Below are 18818 nucleotides of genomic sequence, written 5' to 3'. Positions count from 1 at the left end.
ACCTATGACAGCATCCCTTCGTCGCAGTGACAGACATATGACGCACTGCAACATGGATCGGCCGCGGAATTGCGGCGTTTCGAGGGGGTTGCTCCGATGGAAATCCGTCGTCGCGATGCGTTGAAATTGGGGGCGGCGGGTGCCGCGGCATTGCCCGCGGCGCGCGTCTTTGCGCAGCCGAGCGGCGCGCGCGCGCTGATCGTCTCTACCTGGGATTTCGGCGCGGCGGCCAACGCTGCCGCCTATGCGCAGTGGAAGAAAAGCGGTTCGCTGATCGATGCCGTGGAAGCCGGCGCCTGGGTGCCCGAAGCCGATCCGACCAACCACTCCGTCGGCTATGGCGGCTATCCGGATCGTGACGGCCACGTCACGCTGGATGCGATCATCATGGACGATCGCGGCAATGTCGGCGCGGTCGCCGCGCTGGAAGACGTGCTCCACCCGATCTCGGTCGCGCGGCGCGTCATGGAAAAGACGCCGCACACGTTCCTGGTCGGCGAAGGTGCCCGCCAATTCGCGCTCGAACAGGGTTTCCCCCGGACCAAGCTGCTGACGCCCGAGGCGGAAGCCGCGTGGCGGGACTGGTTGAAGACCGCCAAGTACAGGCCGATCGCGAACATCGAGAACCAGCGCGGTTCGGCGCTCGACCATGACACGATCGGCATCGTGGCGTGTGACGCCGGCGGCCGGCTGGCCGGCGCCTGCACGACATCGGGCATGGCGTTCAAGCTACGTGGCCGGGTGGGCGACTCCCCCCAGGCCGGGTGCGGGCTGATGGTCGAGCCGGATGTCGGCGCGGCCACCGCCACGGGCGTCGGCGAAGAAGTGACGCGGATTGCCGGTTCCGCGCGCATCGTATCGTCGATGCGCGCCGGCATGAGCCCGATGGCGGCCTGCCGCGAAGCCGTTTTGCACATCGCCAAATTGCGTGGCGATGCCGTCAAGGACGCGCAGGTCGCGTTCCTGGCGATCAACCGCGAGGGCCTGGTCGGGGCATATGCCCTGCAGCCAGGGTTTACCTATGCGGTTACCGACATGGGGGGAGCGACGAGCGTGCTCGCCGCGGAAAGCCTGCGTCCGTCAACAAAGAACTGATCTTTCGGGGAGTGAGGGAAACCATATGACGTTCAAGATTCCGCTGCTGACCTCCGTTGCCTTTGCGGCCATCGCTGCAACGGGCCTGTACGCAACCCCTGCGCTGGCACAGAGCGATGACGCCCAGAGCGAAATCGTCGTAACCGGCATCCGCAAGAGCATCGCGGACTCGATCGAGACGAAGCGCAAGGCCGGCTCGATCGTCGACGTTCTCAGCGCCGAGGACGTCGGCAAGCTGCCCGACTCCAATGTCGCAGAATCGCTGTCACGCCTGCCTGGCATCACCGTCGACCACCAGTTCGGCGAAGGTGAGCAACTTTCGATTGCCGGTGTGGAGCCGGCGCTCAACCGACTGACCATCGACGGTCACTCCGTTGCCTCTGCCGACTGGGGCGGCAACCCGTCCGACCGGTCAAGCCGCACCTTCAACTATTCGCTGCTGTCGCCGTCGATCATCAGTCAGGCCGTCGTCTACAAGACGCCGGAAGCCCGCCTGCAGGAAGGCGCGATCGGCGCCAGCGTCGACGTGGTCACCCGCAAGCCGCTTGACCTGAAGCCGAATACGATCGCCGCCACCGGCGGCTACGAGTATAACGGCCGTGTCGAGAAGGGCAGCATCCGAGGCTCGGCACTGTACAGCTGGCACAATGACGCGGATACCTTCGGCATTCTCGTCGGCGGCAACTATGACAAGCAGCAGCTCGCCCGCGCCGGCGTAGCCAGCTACTGGTACCGTACCGGCGCCGCGCTGCTCGACAATGCGCCCACGACGGCAACCATCAACGGCAAGGCGATCAGCGCGCTCACCACTGCTGAGCGTACCGCGTTCAGCAACGCACGGTACGCCTCGTTCCTCGCCCGCGAATATTTCCGCCAGGAGCGCGAGCGCATCGGGTTCAACGGTGCGATCCAGTTCAAGCCCGCGGATAACCTGACGCTGACCGGCACGGCGATGGTGATCCGCGGCAACTACGACAATGTTTCGAACTCGATGTACACCTATGGCTATGAAGGTTCGCGGATGACGGCCGCAACCTATCGGCCGGGCACCGATGGCAGCCCCGGTGTGGTCACATCGGCGACCTTCTCGGGCATCACCAGCGGCACGGGCTCGACCGGCCAGCTCGACACCAACTATCGCCGCACGCGCGTCAAGAACGACAGCTATGCTGCACTGTTCGACTGGAAGCCGGGCGCCTGGCAGATCACCGGCAACGCTGGCTACACCAAGGCATCGGGCGGCAAGGATCCTGAATATCTGCTCGATTTCCGCACCCAGCAAGGCTTCACTGCCGGAGCGGACGGCCAGAACACCGTGGTCAACTGGCAATATCCCGCCAGCGATGCGAGCAAGTGGCTGAGCAACTATACCGCCAATGGCGGTGAGACCATCACCGCGCCCGACGGCCGCAAGTTCTTCGGCCGCCAGATCGGTGGCATCCCCACCCAGTCGGGTTTCACCGCCGACAAGGAGTGGTTCGGCGAGTTCAACGCGAAGCGGGAAGTGAACTGGGGGCCGATCACGACCCTGCTGTTCGGCGCGCGCTATGCGAACCACACCAACAGCAACACCAGCTATACCAACGCGATTTACACCAACCAGGACTTCACCGTCGCGGATCTCAACCCCACGATCCGGCCGAGCAGTCTGTATGATGGCCTGGGGACCAGCGGCAACGGCGTACCGTTCGCCGGCCTGGACCAGGACGCGATCATCGCAGCGCTCAAGAAATATGGTAATTTCGCGGTGGATCGCGGCCTTTCGCAGGGCGACTATTGGCTGGTGCGCGAGCGCATCGGCGCCGCCTATGTCCAGGCGAACTTCGAGGTCGGCAAGTTCCGCGGCAACATCGGCGGCCGGTTCGTCCACACGGGCGACCAGTCGAACTATTATGTCGCAAGCCAGGACGCGGCCAAGAACACCGTGTACACGCTGACGCGCACCAATAGCGACGACAATCGCTTCCTGCCGGCTGCCAACCTGATCTATCAGGCGGGTGATCAGGTGGTTCTGCGGGGCTCGGTCGCAAAGGTCATCGCCCGCGTCCGCTACAGCGACCTCGCCGGTTCGCTGTCGCTCGACGACAGCACGCTGAGCGGCAGCGGCGGCAACCCGGACCTGAAGCCGTACGCAGCAACCAATTTCGGATTCTCGACCGAATGGTATTTCGCACCGGGCAGCTTCCTGGCGGGCGAAATCTTCTATCGCGACATCTCCAACTATGTCGGCAACGATGTGGATGACGGCCCGGACGGTCAGGGCGTCCCGATCCTCAATACCGCAACCGGCCGGACGCTCCGGTACTCGATCAGCCGCCCGATCAACGGCGGCAAGGCATCGGTCACCGGCTTCTCGATTTCGGGCAACGCAAACCTGATCTGGGGCTTCGGCATCCAGGCGAACTACACCTTCGCTGATGCGGAGACGCCCAATTCGGCGAACGGCCTGCCGTTCCTGTCGCGCAACACCGTTACGATCGCTCCGTATTTCGAGAAGGGCCCGTTCCAGGCGCGCGTCAGCTATAATCGGCGCTCGAAGTACTTCTATCGCATCGGCCGGCTGCAGTCGCAGGACTATACCGCTGCATATCGCGAACTCGACGCGCAGATTTCGTACAATCTGAACAAGATGATCTCGATCACCGCGTCGGCTTCCAACCTGCTCGACGAAACCTACTACCAGTATAGCTCCACGCCGGACGCGCCGACCTCGATCTACAAGAATGGTCGCGTGTTCTCGCTGAGCGCAACGATCCGGATGTAATCCGGAAAATCAGGGGAGCCCTGGCGATCGCCGGGGCTCCCCTTTTGGCATGCCGATGGGGCGGCATGCGTTCGACCTACAACAATCAAAAAGGGGATCTACATGCGCACGATCGACAAGCTGCTGATAACTACCAGTTGCCTCGCCACGCTGCTCGCGGCACCGGCGATGGCACAGGAAGCGGCGTCCGCCGACCAGACCGCCGCCACGCCCAGCGACGCCATCATCGTGACCGGCTCGCGCATCAGCCGGCCGAACGTTACCGCCGCTGCACCGATCACCTCGGTCACCTCGGAAGCGATCAAGCTCCAGGCCGCGGTCAACATCGAGGACGTGCTGAACCGCCTGCCGCAGGTGGCGCCGGACAGTCAGCAGAACTACCAGGATTCGGACGGCCGCCAGCGCGTCAAGCTGCGCAACCTCGGCTTTGAGCGCACGCTGGTGCTCGTCGATGGCAAGCGCCTCGGCACGATGAACGGCGAAGACCTCGGCATGATCCCGACGGCGCTGATCAAGCGCACCGACGTGCTCACCGGCGGCGCCTCTGCCGTCTATGGCTCGGACGCGGTCGCCGGCGTGATCAACTTCGTGATGGACCGTGACTTCACCGGCATCCGGCTGGACGGCAACTATAATTTCTACGTCCACCAGAACACGCCCGGGCTGATCTCGCAGACCGCCAAAAGCTATAATTTCGCGCAGCCAGCCCATGGCCTCGCCGTTGACGGCGCCCGCGCCGATCTCGCGCTCACCGTCGGCAAGAAGCTGTTCGACGATCGCCTGCATCTCCAGGCCTATGTGAACTATCGCCAGGGCGATCTCGTCCCCTATTCGGCGCGTGAGACCTCGGGCTGCCAGCTGGTCCAGTCGGTCAAGGACGGGCCGCTGAGCTGCAGCACCTCCACCTATACCAAGACGGGCTATGTCTCGCCGCGTTCGGGCCCGAACAACGGCAATGCCTATGTGAACAATCCCGACGGCAGCCGCAGCTTCGTCCCCTATTCGACCGCGGTCGCGACGAACCCCTATGACGGCTATTCCTTCCAGCGCGACTCGCATCGCTGGAATGCCGGCGGTTTCGCCCAGTTCGAGATTTCCGAGGCAGCGACGCTCTACACCGATGCGATGTGGTTCCGCGACAAGTCGGTCAACCTCTTCCCGGCGCGCGTGTACAGCTACACCGCGATCGGCAGCTCGCCCTATATCGTGAAGTGCAACAACCCCTTCCTGTCCGCCGCCCAGTCGCAGACGATCTGCGGCACTGCCGCCGGCACCAGCACCGCGGTACCGATCGAGCTGCGCTACCGACTTTCGGGCGTGCCGGACGGCGAGGACACCTATGTGAACCAGGGCGTTCGCATCAGCAGCGGCATCCGCGGCGCGTTCGCCGACGGCTGGAGCTACGATGTCGGCGGCGTCTATGCCCGCAACCGGCAGGACTACACCACCGGCGCGCTGGACTATGATCGCGTCAACAAGTCGCTCGACACGCGGCTGGTCAACGGCGTGGCCACCTGCGCCTCGGGCACGTCCGATGGCTGCGTGCCCTTCGATCCGTTCAGCGCCTATTCGACCACCAACAACCAGGCGCTGTACAATTATCTGACCGCCGGCACCTACGGCACCTCCACCACGGTCAACACGCTGTACCAGGGCATCGCCACGGTGCAGGGCGATCTCGGCAAGATGGGGATCAAGAGCCCCTGGGCCGAACAGGGCCTCGCGGTGGCGTTCAGCGCGGAATATCGTGAGGACAAGCTGGACAGCTATGCCGACGCGATCTTCCGCGAGTGGAACGGCGGCAGCGATCGCAGCCTTGGCCAGCACGTCTGGGAGGGCATGACCGAGCTGCAGGCACCGATCGTCGAGCACAAGCCCTTCGCCGAGCTGCTGCAGTTCAACGGCGCGTTCCGCGTTTCGAAGTACAACACCAACCCGAAGACCTTCTCCACCTGGAAGACCGAGCTGGTCTGGGCCCCGGTCAAGGACATCACGTTCCGCGGCTCGGTCAATCGCGCCCAGCGCGCGCCGACCGTGGTGGAAGCCAGCCAGGGTGCGAACATCAGCTATGGCCGCATCACGACGGCCTATAGCGATCCCTGCGCGCCGACCCTGGTGAGCACCACGATCGATCCGAAGACCGGCCAGCAGGTGCCCGTCTACGGCGCCCCCCAGGCCTCGCGCGAAGCATGTCGGGCAACCGGTCTCGCCGACAATCTCTACGGCAGCGCCACCCTGCTCTGCCCAACCGATGTCGGCTGCACCTATCGCAGCGGCGGCTTCACCGTGGATCCGGAAACGGCCTATACCAAGACCTTCGGTGTGGTGCTGCGCCCGCGCTTCCTGCCGGGCCTGACGCTGTCGGTGGACCGCTACCTGATCGATCTCAACAACTCGATCGGCTATAACGACTATAACTATTTCTCGAGCGGCTGCGTGCAGACCGCCAGCGACTTCTTCTGCAAGGCGTTCGTGCGCAATGCGGACGGCACGCTGTTCAGCACGCCGAGCACCAATCCGACCACCGGCTTCATCCGCCAGGGCACGACCAACTACTACAAGGCCAAGGCGCATGGCTGGGACTTCCAGGCCCAATATGGCCTGCGTCTCGGCGACGGCATCGGTAAGCTGGACTTCGACTTCAACGGCTCGCTGTCGACCCTGCTCGGCGGCCAGGATTCGCCGATCCTGCCGGTGAAGGACTGTTCGGAAGGCTATTTCGGCGACAATTGCGGCCAGTTCATTCCGCGCTGGTCGCACACGCTGCGCACCACCTACAGCACGCCGAACCAGAAGTTCCTGGTATCGCTCAACTGGCGCTATCTCGGCCCGCTGACCAACACCACCAACTCGGGTGACGCCGCATTGGGCGGCACGGCGGCGAATGCCCGCACGACCTTCTATCGCATCGCGCCGTACAACTATTTCGATCTGGCGATGAGCTTCCGCGTCAGCGAGATCTACTCGTTCCGCATCTCGGCGAACAACATCCTCGACAAGGATCCGCCGATCCTCGCCAACTCGTACAATTATGGCCTGTCGCGCAACAACACCTTGTCGGCACGCTATGACTCGCTGGGTCGTCAGGTTGCGGTGAGCGCCACCGTCAAGTTCTGATCCCCTACCCGTTCCCAAGTGCCTGCGCCTGTCCACCCCGGTGGGCAGGCGCTTTTTTTTTGTGGCGTGAACGGGCAGCGGCGCGCCCGTTCCGGCTTGACCGGACGCGGCAAACCGCTCAGATGCGGGCAAGCCCCGCGCAGCGGCGTGCCAAGGGCCGGTTTAGCTCAGCTGGTAGAGCAGCGGTTTTGTAAACCGAAGGTCGCGGGTTCGATTCCTGCAACCGGCACCATCCACCCATAGCGGTCCATCCCGACTGCGCGCCATCGCAGGCCCACCGCCGCCCTATCACAGCTCACGCCTTGGCGGCGCGCGCGGCTGCGACCATGCCGTCCAGCCATTGCTGATGGCCGTTGATCATCGGGTTGGGATCCGCCTTGGCCAGTTCCCGCGCCGGGGCGCCCTTTTGGGTTTCCTGCGTCAAGATGCGTACGCGCCCGCCCCACAGGTCCTCGATCAGCCAGGCGTGATGGACGTCGAGGCGATCGGGCGCGCCCACGTCGCCGGACCAGCCATGCCAGGCGACGCGCGCCGGCTGTCCGCCGATGGATGGCACATGTTCCACCACCTGCGCTTCGACGGGAAAACCGAAGGTGCTGAAGAAGAAGCGCATGCCCGCCTGAAGCTGCGGCCCCTTGCCGTCATAGAAGCGCACATCTGCGGCGTTGCTGTAATAGGTCGGCCATCGCTCGGGCTCGTTCAGGAACGGCCAGAGTTCGGTCGCCGTGAGGCCGGCGACGATGACCTCGTTTGAACAGAAATTGTCGGTAAAGCCCGGCACATAGTCTGCGGGCCAAAAGATTTCGCTCATTTCGGTCTCCTTTGGCGCGTCCGTACCGCGCCGCAGGATATCGGAAAAATCGTCATCTCCGATGACCGCTATCGGCCACGGAAATATCTAAGTGAACGCACCCCCAGCGGTGGCAGTCCGCACGAAAAAGGGCCCCGGCGCAAACCGCCGGAGCCCTCCCTCTCCCCCTGCCAGTTGGCAGAAGCCGGTTAGAAGTTGCCGCGCAGGATGATCGAATAGCGGCGGTCGTTCATGAAGTAGGACCGCGGGGCCAGCTTGTCCGGATCGCCGGTATAGGCCTGCGTGGTCTTGGTAACGGTGTTCGTCAAGTTCACCCCCTGCACACCGATCTTCACGTCCTTGGTGACGTTCAGGAACAGCGAGGCATCGAGCGTGCCCACCGGCTCGTTGAAGATGGAGTAATAGGGGAAGATCACATCCGAGGCGGTGAGCAGGAAGCGCGAGCGCCAGTTGTACGCGGCACGCACCGAGATCGGTCCGCGCTCGTAGAAGATGGCGGCGTTGACATTGTGCTTCGACAGCTGCTCGAGTGGCAGGTTGCCCGGCTTCACCGTCGACACGTTGGAAGGCGAGCCCGTGTTAAGGAAGCTGTTGGGCAGGCCCTTGCTGTCGATGAAGGTATAGTTGGCCGAGATGCCCAGCCCCTTCAGCGCGCCTGGCAGGAAGTCATAGGTCTGCTGATAGGCGATTTCGAAGCCCTTGATCTTGCCCGTGCCGTTGTAATTGGCCGGACCGCGCACGAACACGTCCTTCGTCACCCCGTTGCTGGTGATCGAACGATTGGTGATCTCCTGGTAGAAGAAATTGTCGATGCTCTTGTAGAACCCGTTCAGCGTCAGCGAGCCGACGCGGGCGAAATACCATTCGACGCTGGCATCGAACTGCCAGGCGGTGGCCGGCTTGAGATACGGGTTGCCCGCGGTTGCGGTTAGTTCGCCGCTGGTCCCCAGGCCGATGGTAAGGAAGTTGCGGATGTACGAGTTTTCCGGCCGCGTCAGCACCTTCGATGCCGCCAGGCGGATCAGCAGGTCGTTCGACAGACCGAACTTCAGGTTCATGCTCGGCAGGAAGTAGCTGTAGTGCATCTTCGCTGCATCGAAGCGCGTCACCCCCGCCCCGGCGAACTGCTGGAGCTGGCCATAGCCGGCAGCCCCCAGCGTGCAGACGCCGCCCGGGATCTGCGGCTGCGTGCCCGGGGGTGCACCCGCCGGCACGGTCGCCGCGCAGCGCACGCTGTACGGATCGAGGATGTTGAGCGCCTGCTGGCTGGGAACGCCGATCGAGCCTTCCGAGCGGATATTGGTCTTCACCCAGCGAAGGCCGATATTGCCCGAGAGACGGATGGAGCCGAGGAAGCTGTCCGAACCGAAGCTCGCCATGCCATAGGCGGCGCTGTCGAGCTGCGAGACGGGCTGGATTTCCGCCGGCAGATAGGACGTGCCCGGCGTTACGCCGGCGCGCGATGCCAGCGGCACCCAGCTTGGCGAAGCGCCGAGCGCCACCGCCTGTGCCTGGATCGACTGGAAGAACTTCACCGAGCCGGCATAATCGTTGATCAGGTCGCCGCCATAATAGAACGCACCCGGCGGCGGCGTGGTCTGCCCGCGGAAGAAGTTGGGGAAGTTGTAGCGCACCATCTGGTTGGCCGCCGTGTCGCCGAAGTTCACCGGCCGGTTCCCCGACCAGGTCTCGCTCAGCATGCCCCAGTTATAGGTCGAATAGCGCACCGTCTGGCTGCGATCCTGGTAGCGCGCACCGAACTTGACGCGCCGCAGGAAGGCATCCTCGTTGAACTTGTACTCGAGATCGCCCTGGAACGCATATTGCGTGCCGGTGCTCTCCTCGAGATGGTCCATCGCCGCGCGCCAGAACTGGAAGCGCGGATCGGTGAAATACTGCGCCTCGGTGGCATTGGCGAGCGGGGCGCTGGCCGAGCCCGACCAGTTATAGGCGAGATATTGCGGCTTGTGCGGGATCACCGTCGGCAGGTTGCCGCTGATGTTCAGCTCCTGGTCCGCGAAGCTGGAACCGAACACCGAGAAATCGAGCTGGGTACGCTTCGACTTGGCGACCTGGCCGTCCAGGGTGACGGTGAGGCGATCGGTAAGGTCGGAGCGAAGCCGCAGGCTCCAATCCTGGTTGGTCGTCTCTTCCTTCGACTGGCGACGGGCGAGCGACTGCTGCAGGCCGCCAACCGGCACATAAGGCGAATTGTCGAGATTGCCGCGCCAGGCGTTGCTGGTGTTGACGATATAGCCGGACTGGAACAGGCCGTTGCTGTCGTAGGTGAAGTCCTTGAACCGGCCGACCTGGCACTGCGCACGCGCGGTGGCGTTGCCGGCCGAGTTCTGCGGGCCGGCGTCGTTCTGCTGGCAGCCAATCGGATAGGTCGTGTATTCGGCCAGGTCCGGGGCCGTCTCGAACGTGTATTCGCTCCACTCCTGCGTGGTGTGGGAGCGGACATATTCGGCGGTCAGCGTGGTGCGATGATCGATCGATTCGAACTGCGCGGAGAGCGAGGCCCCGTCGCGCTTGCGATCAAACAGCTGGGTGCGGAACTGGCCGCCCACCGGCGCCACCCGCGACGAGGCATAATCGGCGAACCCGTCGGCGCCTGCGGCACCGACGCTACCGCAGGCCGCACCGGATGCCGGCAGCGTGCGCGTGTCCGTCGAGGAAGGCAGGGGGTTGCGGCAGACCAGGGTGCCGTTGGTGTTCGCTGCGTTGACCAGCGTGTTGTCGCGGGTCTGGTAGTTGGCGATCTGCAGGCCGTCCGAACGGCTCTGAATGCGCGAGAAGGCGCCGCTGGCGAGCAGGCCGAGACGGCCGATCCCGGTATCCCAGGTGTTCGAGATCAGCCCCGAGATGGTGGGCGTCCACTTCTTGCGCATGTCGCCATAATTGGCCTCGATGCTGCCCGCGGCATGGAAGCCGGTGCGATCGAAGGGCTTGCGCGTGTTGAGGTTGACCGTGCCGGCGAGGCCGCCTTCGATCATCTCCGCAGTGGTGTTCTTGGCGACGATCACCGATCCGAGCAGTTCGGACGGCACGTCGGCGAAGTTGAGCGCCTGGCCGCCCACGCCCGCTGCGAAGGCGGTGCGGCCGTTGAACTCGGAGCGGACGAAGGTGAGGCCGCGCACCGCGACGCCCGAGCCTTCGACGGAGAAGTGGTCCGGGTCATTCGAACCGGCGAAGCGGTTGATCGAGACACCCGGCACGCGCTGCAGCGCCTCGGTGACGGAGCGATCCGGCAGCGACCCGATGTCCTGCGAGGTGATCGCGTCGACAACGGTGTCGGAGTTCCGCTTGATCGACTGCGCGGTCGCGAGGCTGGCGCGGATGCCGGTGACGACGATCTGATCCTGCGTCTGCTGTTCCTGGGGCTGATCCGCCTGCGTGTCTGCCGGAACGGCAGTCTGCGCATGCGCCACCCCCATCATCCCCGCGACGCACAGCGCCGATGCGGAGACACTCCGCAGAAACATTGTCGATTTTTGAAAACGATGCACCTTCGGCTGCGACATGCCGCGCACTCCTCCCCTCCTCGATGCCCGGGCTAATCCCAGGGCTACTATGTTGATTCGAATAGAACCAGAAACGCAGCATAATGACAATGAGAGCGCTAACAATGCTCCGTGTTTTTCCGTATGCGTGTTGCAGCCTTGCAACGTCCGGAAAATTGCGGGGTCGGCGGACGGCCCCGCGAACAGGTTTGACAGCGGCCACTAGATTGCTGGAAACCTACCGGAAAAGAGAAAGAGGGGAGAGTCGATGGCATCGCGTCGAAGCCAGCGGGTGGTAATCATAGGGGGGGGCACGTCCGGCTGGATGACGGCGGCAGCGCTCGTGAAGCTGCTGCCCGGCCGCTGCGACCTGCACCTCGTCGAGTCCGAAGCGATCGGCGTGATCGGCGTCGGCGAGGCGACGCTGCCGCATATTCGCGGCTTTGTGGAAAAGCTCGGCATCCGCGAAGCCGATTTCATGGCCTGGACGCGCGGCACGTTCAAACTGGGCATCGAATTCCGCGATTGGGGCAGGATCGGCGACAGCTACATCCATCCCTTCGGCACCTTTGGCCGCGGCCAGGGTGAGGTGGATTTTCACCATTACTGGGCCCGTCTGCGCGTGGAGGGCGCGGCGGTCCCGCCGCTGGAGCATTTTTCCTACGCCTGCATGCTCGCACGGGCCAACCGGTTCGATCTGCCTGCCAGCGATCCGCAGTCGATCGCGTCGACCTATGGATATGCCTATCAGTTCGATGCGCTGCTGTTCGCACCCTATCTGCGCGCGATCGCCGAGGATCTGGGCGCACGCCGCACCGAGAGGCGCGTCGTCGAGGTGCTGCGCGACGGCGCGAGCGGCGACATCACCGCGGTCCGTCTCGACGACGGGCAAGTGATCGAAGGCGATCTGTTCATCGATTGCTCGGGTTTCCGCTCGCTATTGCTGGGCGACGCGCTGGAGGAACCGTTCGAGGATTGGAACCACTGGCTGCCGGCCGATCGTGCGGTGGCGATGCCCTGCCGGACCCAGACCGCGGTGACGCCTTATACCAGCGCGATCGCGATGCCCGCGGGCTGGCGCTGGCGAATCCCGCTGCAGCACCGCACCGGCAACGGCTATGTCTATGCCAGCGCCTTCACCTCCGAGGACGCGGCGGCACGCGCGCTGACTGAGGCAGTCGAAGGCGCACCGCTCGCCGATCCCCGTCCGCTGCGCTTCCGCGCCGGTCGCCGCCGGCGGAGCTGGGCGCATAACTGCGTGGCGATCGGCCTTGCCAGCGGTTTTCTCGAGCCGCTGGAATCGACCAGCATCTATCTCGTGCAGCAGGCGATCACGGCGCTGATCGAGCTGTTTCCGGACGACGGGATTTCGCCGATCGACCGGGACGAGTTCAACCGGCTGATCGACCTCGAATATGATCGCATCCGCGACTTCCTGATCCTGCATTATCATGCGACCAGCCGCACCGACACGGACTTCTGGCACTATGTCCGCACCATGACCGTCCCCGACAGCCTGGCCGAGAAAATCGAGCTGTTTCGCCGCGCGGGTCGCGTGGTGAAGTATCGCGAGGGCGTGTTCCTCGATGCGAGCTGGATCGCGGTCTATGTTGGCCAGGGCATCGTGCCCGAGGGCTATGATCCGCGCGCCGACCAGCCGGACGGCACCCTGCTGCTGCGCGGCATGCAGGCACTCCAGTCGGAAATCACAGCCACCGTCGCCAGGGTGCCCGAGCATCTGCGCTACATTGACCGCTACTGCGCGATGGCGGCAGCGGCATGAGCGCCCCGCGCCGCATCCTGGTAGTGGGCGGCGGCGTCACCGCCTGGTCGGCGGCGGCAGCGCTCAAGCGGCGCGTGCCGATGCTCGACGTGGCGATCCTGCCGGTCGCGCCGCCGCACGACGCGCTGGCAGACCGGATTGCCAGCACCCTGCCCTCGATCCTCGGCTTCCACGGCGATCTGGGTATCGGACTGGAGGATGCGGTGCTGCGGACCGGCAGTGCCTATCGGCTCGGCACCCGGTTCCGCGGCTGGCACGGCGCCGAAGGCGAGGCCGGCGACTATCTCCACGCTTATGGCCCGCACGGGCGCGCGATCGACGGTGTCTCCTTTCCGCTGCTATGGGCGCGCGCGGCCCTGCTCGGCGCGGTCGCGCCGTTCGAAGCGTTTTCGGCGGCGGCCGTGATGGCGCGGAGCGGGCGGTTCGTGCTGCCGCACGGCGAGGGCCCGCTTGCCGAACATGGCTTCGGCCTCGCGCTTGATCTGCCGCACTATACGGCGATGCTGTCGGCTTTTTGCCGACATGTCGGCGTCCGCATCGAGACCGGCGATCTGGCGGGCGTGCGCCGAGCCGCGGACGGCGGCCTTGAGGCAGTGCTCCGCGCGGATGGCAGCCGACTCACCGCCGATCTCTATCTCGATTGCACCGGGCCTGCCGCACGGCTGCATGGCGCGCTGGACGTGCCCCGCGAGGATTGGCGGCGCTGGCTGCCGTGCGACCGGCTGGTGCTCGCGTCGCCCGCGCCCGGCGAGCTGCCGGCTGCGGAGATCGTGGAAGCCGAAGCCATGGGCTGGCGCTGGGCGGGTGCGCTCCAGTCCGGACGGGTGTTCGTCGGTGCCGGGGGCATGTTGGACGGCGAACCGATCGCGTTCCAATCGGGCGCAAGTCTCGAACCCTGGAAGGATAACGTGGTCGCGATCGGCGACGCCGCGGTGTCGATCGAGCCGCTCGAATGGAGCAATCTGCATCTCGCCCATAGCGCGATCGATCGGGTGATCGCGATGCTGCCCGCCGGCCTGCCCCACCCGCTGGAGCAGGCAGAGTATAACCGGCAGAGCCTTGCCGAGGCCCGCCGGGTGCGCGATTTCGTGCTGCTCCATTATGTCACCAGCCGCCGCACCGGCGAATTCTGGCAGGACATCGCCAGTACCGAACCGCCGGAATCGCTCGCGCACACGCTGCGCCTGTTCCGCGAACGCGGTCGCCTGCCCTTCTACGAGGAAGAGACGTTCGATCGCGACAGCTGGCTCGCGGTGCTGTTCGGCCAGGGCGTGCGCCCGCGGCATGCCGATGCGCTGGCCGATTCGGTATCCCCGGATCAGGCGCTGCACGCGATGGATCGCCACCGCGCCCACCTCGCCGCGGTGATCGCCCCCCTGCCTGCCCCCGCCGCCTTCCGGGCCGCGCAATCGAGACACCTGCATGAACGAGCATAGCATCCGCGACGTCGTGATCGTCGGCGGCGGCACCGCCGGCTGGATGGCCGCCGCAGCCTTTTCCCGCTTTCTCAACAACGGCTACACCCGGATCACCGTGATCGAATCCGACGAGATCGGCACGGTAGGCGTCGGCGAAGCGACGATCCCGCCGATCCTCACTTTCAATGCGATGATCGGGCTCGACGAGAACACCTTCCTCGCCGAGACCAAGGGCACCTTCAAGCTGGGTATCGAGTTCCGCAACTGGGGACGGCTGAACGACAGCTATTTCCACCCCTTCGGCGCCTTCGCGCAGGATCTGCAGGGGGTGCATTTCCACCAGCTCTATCTGCGCGAGCGTGCGCGCCGGCCGATGCCGGACATCACCGCCTGGTCGATGAGCGGCGTCGCCGCCTCGCTCGGCAAGTTCGGCCGCCCCTCGCCTACCGCGCAGACCCCGGTTCGCGAGCTCACCTACGCCTTCCATTTCGATGCCGGGCTCTACGCGAAGCTGCTCCGCCGCCTGTCCGAAGCACGCGGCATTCAGCGCGTGGAAGGGCGCATTACCGACGTGGCCCTGCGACCCGAGGACGGCTTCGTCCGATCCGTTACCCTTGCGGACGGCCGCACCATCGCAGGCGATCTGTTCATCGACTGCTCGGGCTTTCGCGGCCTGCTGATCGAGGAGGCGCTGCAGACGGGCTATGAGGATTGGCGGCACTGGCTTCCCTGCGATCGCGCGGTCGCTGCGCCCTGCGCCAATGTCAGCGAGCCGACGCCCTACACCCGCGCCACCGCGCGCGATGCCGGCTGGCAGTGGCGCATCCCGCTCCAGCACCGCGTCGGGAACGGCCTGGTCTATTGCAGCGACTTTCTCGACGACGACGCTGCCGAGGCGCAGCTGCTCGCCTCGCTGGAAGGCGCACCGACCGCCGACCCGCGGCGGATCCGCTTCGTCACCGGGCGGCGACGCGAAATGTGGCGCAAGAACGTCGTCGCGCTCGGCCTGTCGAGCGGCTTTATCGAACCGCTGGAATCGACCAGCATCCATTTCATCCAGAGCGGCATCGCCCGGCTGATCGCGCTGTTCCCGGACAAGCGCTTCGCCGCAATCGAGCGCGACGAGTATAACCGCCAGATGCGCGACATGTACGACGATGTCCGCGACTTCATCGTGCTCCACTACAAGGCCACCGAGCGCACCGACACACCGTTCTGGAATCGCTGCCGGACGATGGACATTCCCGACAGCCTGGCGCGCAAGCTGGAGCTGTTCCGCACCAAGGGGCGGCTGTTCCGCGAAGGCATGGAGCTGTTCTCCAATCCCAGCTGGATCGCGGTGTGCCTGGGGCAGCACATCGTGCCCGAGGAGCATGAGCCCGCCGCCGACGCACTGGACGAAAACCTCGTCGCGCAGGCGATGGAGCAGATGCGCCAGGGCTATTGGGAAACCGCGCAGCACATGCCGACGCACGGCGAGTTCCTCGCCCGCATCGCCCCGCAACCCTCGCAACCGACGCCCGCGCCCGACGCGCTCCCTGCCTTTTCCTTCGCCGAGGAAGCGCCCTTCGCAGCGCCGGGATCGCCCCTGTGAGGAACGACCGTATCCGGCGGATCGTCATCGTCGGCGGCGGCACCGCGGGCTGGATGGCGGCGGCCGCGCTCGCCCGGCTGATCGGGCCGATGCCAGACCTTTCCATTGACCTCATCGAATCTGACGCCATCGGCACGGTTGGCGTCGGCGAAGCGACGATCCCGCACATCGTGCTGTTCAATCGCATGGTCGGCATCGACGAGGCAGCGTTCGTCCGCGAGACCAACGCGACGTACAAGCTGGGCATCGAGTTCGTCGATTGGCAGCGGATCGGCACACGCTATGTGCATCCCTTCGGGGTATACGGCCTGGACATGCTGGGGGTGGAGTTCCACCATTTCTGGCTCAAGGCCCGCGCGCTGGGTGATCCGACGCCGCTCGATGCCTATTCGATCGGCATCATGGCGGGCAAACGCGGGCGCTTCGCCCATCCGCGGCCGGACCAGCCCAATTCGCCGCTCGCCAAGCTGGGCTATGCATTCCAGTTCGACGCGGGGCTCTATGCCGCCTTTCTCCGCCGGCTGGCCGAGGGGCTGGGGGTACGCCGCACCGAGGGTCGCATCACCGAGATCCTGCACGATGGCGAGAGCGGCCAGGTTCGCGCCGTGCGCCTGGAATCGGGCGCCACGGTGGAAGGCGATCTGTTCGTGGACTGCTCGGGTTTTCGCGGCCTGCTGATCGAGGGTGCGATGGGCGCCGCCTTCCGGGACTGGACGCACTGGCTGCCCTGCGATCGCGCAGTCGCCGTGCCGTGCGCGCTGGGCCGCGACCGCGTGCCGCTCACCCGCGCCACCGCCCGCGCCGCGGGCTGGCAGTGGCGCATCCCGCTGCAACACCGCATCGGCAACGGCTATGTCTATGCGAGCGAGCATCTGTCGGAGGACGAGGCGACAGCGACCTTGCTCGCCAATCTGGACGGCCCGGCACTTGCCGAACCGCGTGCGCTCCACTTCCGCGCCGGCCACCGCGACCGCGTGTGGATCGGCAATGTCGTGGCGCTGGGGCTGGCTGGCGGCTTCCTGGAACCGCTCGAGTCGACGAGCATCCACCTGATCCAGTCGGGCATCGCACGGCTCATGGCGCTGTTTCCGACGCGAGGCTTCGACCCGGTGGAGATCGACCGGTTCAACCGCGATACCGCGCAGGAATATGTCGACATCCGCGACTTCCTGATCCTCCACTACAAGGCCACCGAGCGCGACGACTCCCCCTTCTGGCGCCGCTGCCGCGACCTGGAGCCGCCCGAGGGCCTGCGCGAGAAGCTCGCCATGTTCGCGCGCAATGGCCGCATCTTCCGCGAGCATCAGGAGCTGTTTCCCGAAGCGAGCTGGCTGGCGGTACTGAACGGCCAGGGGATCGTGCCGCAAGGCTATCATCCGGTCGCCGATCTGCTAAGCGATGCGGAGACGCTCGAGCGTCTCAAGCACATCGCCCAAGTGATTGACGAAACGGCCGACGCCATGCCCCTTCAGGACGAGTATCTCCGCCAGATCGGCTGCGCCCCGCCCCCGCTGCGGCAGGCATCGTGACCGCCCTCCCCGCGCCGCGCCCGGTGCGCGAACTGGGAGCGATCGACGCCGTCCGCTTCCATGCCGAGATCCGGCCCGCCGGTCAGCCCGTCGTCTTCCGCGGGCTCGCCGCCGACTGGCCGGCGGTACGTGCCAGCCAGCAGGGCGATGCGGCGGCGGTCGCGTATCTGCGCCGCTTTGCGCATGACCGGCCGGTGAATGCCATTGTCGGCGATCCGACGATCCAGGGACGCTTCTTCTACAACGAGGACATGAGCGGCCTCAACTTCCTGCGCGGTACCTCGCCGCTGGGGCCGTTCCTCGACCGGCTGCTGCGAGAGCACGACCGCCCTACCGGCTATGCGATGGCGGTCCAGTCGATCCCAGCGCCCGAGCTGCTGCCCGGCTTCATGGAAGAGAATGCGCTCGGCTGGATTGAGGGCGTGCCCCCGCGGCTGTGGCTCGGCAACGCGATCAAGGTCGCAACGCATTACGACCAGATGGAGAATATCGGCATCGTCGTCACCGGTCGACGACGCTTTACCCTGTTCCCACCGGAGCAGGTGGCCAACCTCTATATGGGCCCGATCGAGCTGACCCCGGCCGGCACGCCGATCAGCCTGGTCGACCCCGCGGCGCCCGATCTGGCGCGCTTTCCCCGCTATGCCAAGGCGGCCGAGCATGCCCACATGGCCGAGCTGGCACCTGGCGACGCGCTCTACATCCCGTTCCACTGGTGGCACGCGGTGGAGTCGCTGGAGGCGGTGAACCTGTTCGCCAACTACTGGTGGAACCCCGCGCGCAAGGACGTGCTCGGCGCGCAGGACGCCTTGCTCCACGCGCTCTTCTCGATCCGTGCCCTGCCGCCGGACCAGCGTGCCGCCTGGCGAACGATGTTCGATCACCTTGTCTTCCAGACCGAGGGTCCGCCGGTCGAGCATCTCCCGCCTGCTGCCCGTGGTGTGCTGGGAGAGCCTACGCCCGAGCAGGTCCAGATGGCGCGCGAGATGCTGCGGATCGCGCTCGATGCCCGGCGGCCAGGGTGACCGCCGCCGCGCGTCGACGATGCCTGTGAAGCACGCGACGGCAACCGCTTGCCGATTCAGGCGAGGCCATCGACCAGGACTTGAACCCGGCACCCGCGATCAACGATCGGGGACCATCCTCATGGTGCGTCTACCAATTCCGCCACGATGACGCGCCTCCCGTACCGCAAACCCGCGGC

10 protein-coding genes and 2 tRNA genes are annotated in these 18818 nt (G+C 65.5%); 9 read left to right on the top strand and 3 right to left on the bottom strand.

Features of this window, described 5'->3' with window-relative positions; translation table 11 throughout:
* The first annotated feature begins 96 nt into the window (after positions 1–96).
* The 4 genes from OIM94_RS01040 to OIM94_RS01025 all read left to right on the top strand — a co-directional run bounded on the left by OIM94_RS01040 (position 97) and on the right by OIM94_RS01025 (position 7208).
* Positions 97–1095 (top strand): N(4)-(beta-N-acetylglucosaminyl)-L-asparaginase, encoded by a 999-nt coding sequence (locus OIM94_RS01040; protein WP_264608288.1) that lies wholly within the window; start codon positions 97–99, stop codon positions 1093–1095.
* A 25-nt stretch (positions 1096–1120) separates the two neighbouring features.
* On the top strand, positions 1121–3859 hold the full coding sequence (locus OIM94_RS01035; RefSeq protein WP_264608287.1) for a TonB-dependent receptor: 2739 nt from the start codon (positions 1121–1123) through the stop codon (positions 3857–3859).
* Positions 3860–3961: 102 nt separating this feature from the next.
* Positions 3962–6976 carry a TonB-dependent receptor domain-containing protein gene (locus OIM94_RS01030; RefSeq protein ID WP_264608286.1) on the top strand — a complete coding sequence of 1005 codons (3015 nt, stop codon included), beginning with the start codon at positions 3962–3964 and terminating at the stop codon, positions 6974–6976.
* Positions 6977–7132: 156 nt separating this feature from the next.
* Positions 7133–7208 (top strand) — tRNA-Thr (locus OIM94_RS01025).
* 63 nt (positions 7209–7271) lie between these two features.
* Here the strand turns inward: OIM94_RS01025 and OIM94_RS01020 are convergent.
* Both OIM94_RS01020 and OIM94_RS01015 read right to left on the bottom strand, forming a co-directional pair.
* Positions 7272–7787 carry an SRPBCC domain-containing protein gene (locus OIM94_RS01020; protein WP_264608285.1) on the bottom strand — a complete coding sequence of 172 codons (516 nt, stop codon included), beginning with the start codon at positions 7785–7787 and terminating at the stop codon, positions 7272–7274.
* 188 nt (positions 7788–7975) lie between these two features.
* Complete coding sequence (locus OIM94_RS01015) at positions 7976–11311, bottom strand: TonB-dependent receptor (protein ID WP_319801138.1); 3336 nt, start codon at positions 11309–11311, stop codon at positions 7976–7978.
* A 247-nt stretch (positions 11312–11558) separates the two neighbouring features.
* Here OIM94_RS01015 and OIM94_RS01010 point away from each other — a divergent pair, with 247 nt between their 5' ends.
* The 5 genes from OIM94_RS01010 to OIM94_RS00990 are packed head-to-tail and all read left to right on the top strand — an operon-like array spanning position 11559 to position 18639.
* Positions 11559–13073 (top strand): tryptophan halogenase family protein, encoded by a 1515-nt coding sequence (locus tag OIM94_RS01010; RefSeq protein WP_264608284.1) that lies wholly within the window; start codon positions 11559–11561, stop codon positions 13071–13073.
* The gene (locus OIM94_RS01005; RefSeq protein ID WP_264608283.1) at positions 13070–14509 is read left to right on the top strand and encodes a tryptophan 7-halogenase; all 1440 of its coding nucleotides are present in this window, start codon (positions 13070–13072) and stop codon (positions 14507–14509) included. Before OIM94_RS01010 ends, OIM94_RS01005 begins: the two co-directional genes overlap by 4 nt.
* Positions 14496–16085: a tryptophan halogenase family protein gene (locus OIM94_RS01000; RefSeq protein ID WP_264608282.1), complete on the top strand. Its 1590-nt coding sequence runs from the start codon at positions 14496–14498 to the stop codon at positions 16083–16085. Before OIM94_RS01005 ends, OIM94_RS01000 begins: the two co-directional genes overlap by 14 nt.
* Complete coding sequence (locus tag OIM94_RS00995; RefSeq protein WP_264608281.1) at positions 16082–17614, top strand: tryptophan halogenase family protein; 1533 nt, start codon at positions 16082–16084, stop codon at positions 17612–17614. Before OIM94_RS01000 ends, OIM94_RS00995 begins: the two co-directional genes overlap by 4 nt.
* Positions 17611–18639, top strand: a complete 1029-nt coding sequence (locus OIM94_RS00990) for a cupin-like domain-containing protein (protein WP_264608280.1) — start codon at positions 17611–17613, stop codon at positions 18637–18639. Before OIM94_RS00995 ends, OIM94_RS00990 begins: the two co-directional genes overlap by 4 nt.
* A 64-nt stretch (positions 18640–18703) precedes the next feature.
* Here OIM94_RS00990 and OIM94_RS00985 read toward each other — a convergent pair.
* Positions 18704–18791, bottom strand: a tRNA-OTHER gene (locus tag OIM94_RS00985).
* Between the last annotated feature and the right edge of the window lie 27 nt (positions 18792–18818).

The organism is Sphingomonas sp. R1 (assembly GCF_025960285.1).
Lineage (GTDB): Bacteria > Pseudomonadota > Alphaproteobacteria > Sphingomonadales > Sphingomonadaceae > Sphingomonas.
Note: the sequence above shows the minus strand (reverse complement) of the source record. Positions and strands in the feature narration are given on the sequence as shown.

What these genes read in the sequence shown, in the direction of transcription:
- OIM94_RS01040 (WP_264608288.1), top strand. Translation starts at nt 97, where the DNA reads ATGGAAATCCGTCGTCGCGATGCGTTGAAATTGGGGGCGGCGGGTGCC.
- OIM94_RS01035 (WP_264608287.1), top strand. Translation starts at nt 1,121, where the DNA reads ATGACGTTCAAGATTCCGCTGCTGACCTCCGTTGCCTTTGCGGCCATC.
- OIM94_RS01030 (WP_264608286.1), top strand. Translation starts at nt 3,962, where the DNA reads ATGCGCACGATCGACAAGCTGCTGATAACTACCAGTTGCCTCGCCACG.
- OIM94_RS01020 (WP_264608285.1), bottom strand. Translation starts at nt 7,787, where the DNA reads ATGAGCGAAATCTTTTGGCCCGCAGACTATGTGCCGGGCTTTACCGAC.
- OIM94_RS01015 (WP_319801138.1), bottom strand. Translation starts at nt 11,311, where the DNA reads ATGTCGCAGCCGAAGGTGCATCGTTTTCAAAAATCGACAATGTTTCTG.
- OIM94_RS01010 (WP_264608284.1), top strand. Translation starts at nt 11,559, where the DNA reads ATGGCATCGCGTCGAAGCCAGCGGGTGGTAATCATAGGGGGGGGCACG.
- OIM94_RS01005 (WP_264608283.1), top strand. Translation starts at nt 13,070, where the DNA reads ATGAGCGCCCCGCGCCGCATCCTGGTAGTGGGCGGCGGCGTCACCGCC.
- OIM94_RS01000 (WP_264608282.1), top strand. Translation starts at nt 14,496, where the DNA reads ATGAACGAGCATAGCATCCGCGACGTCGTGATCGTCGGCGGCGGCACC.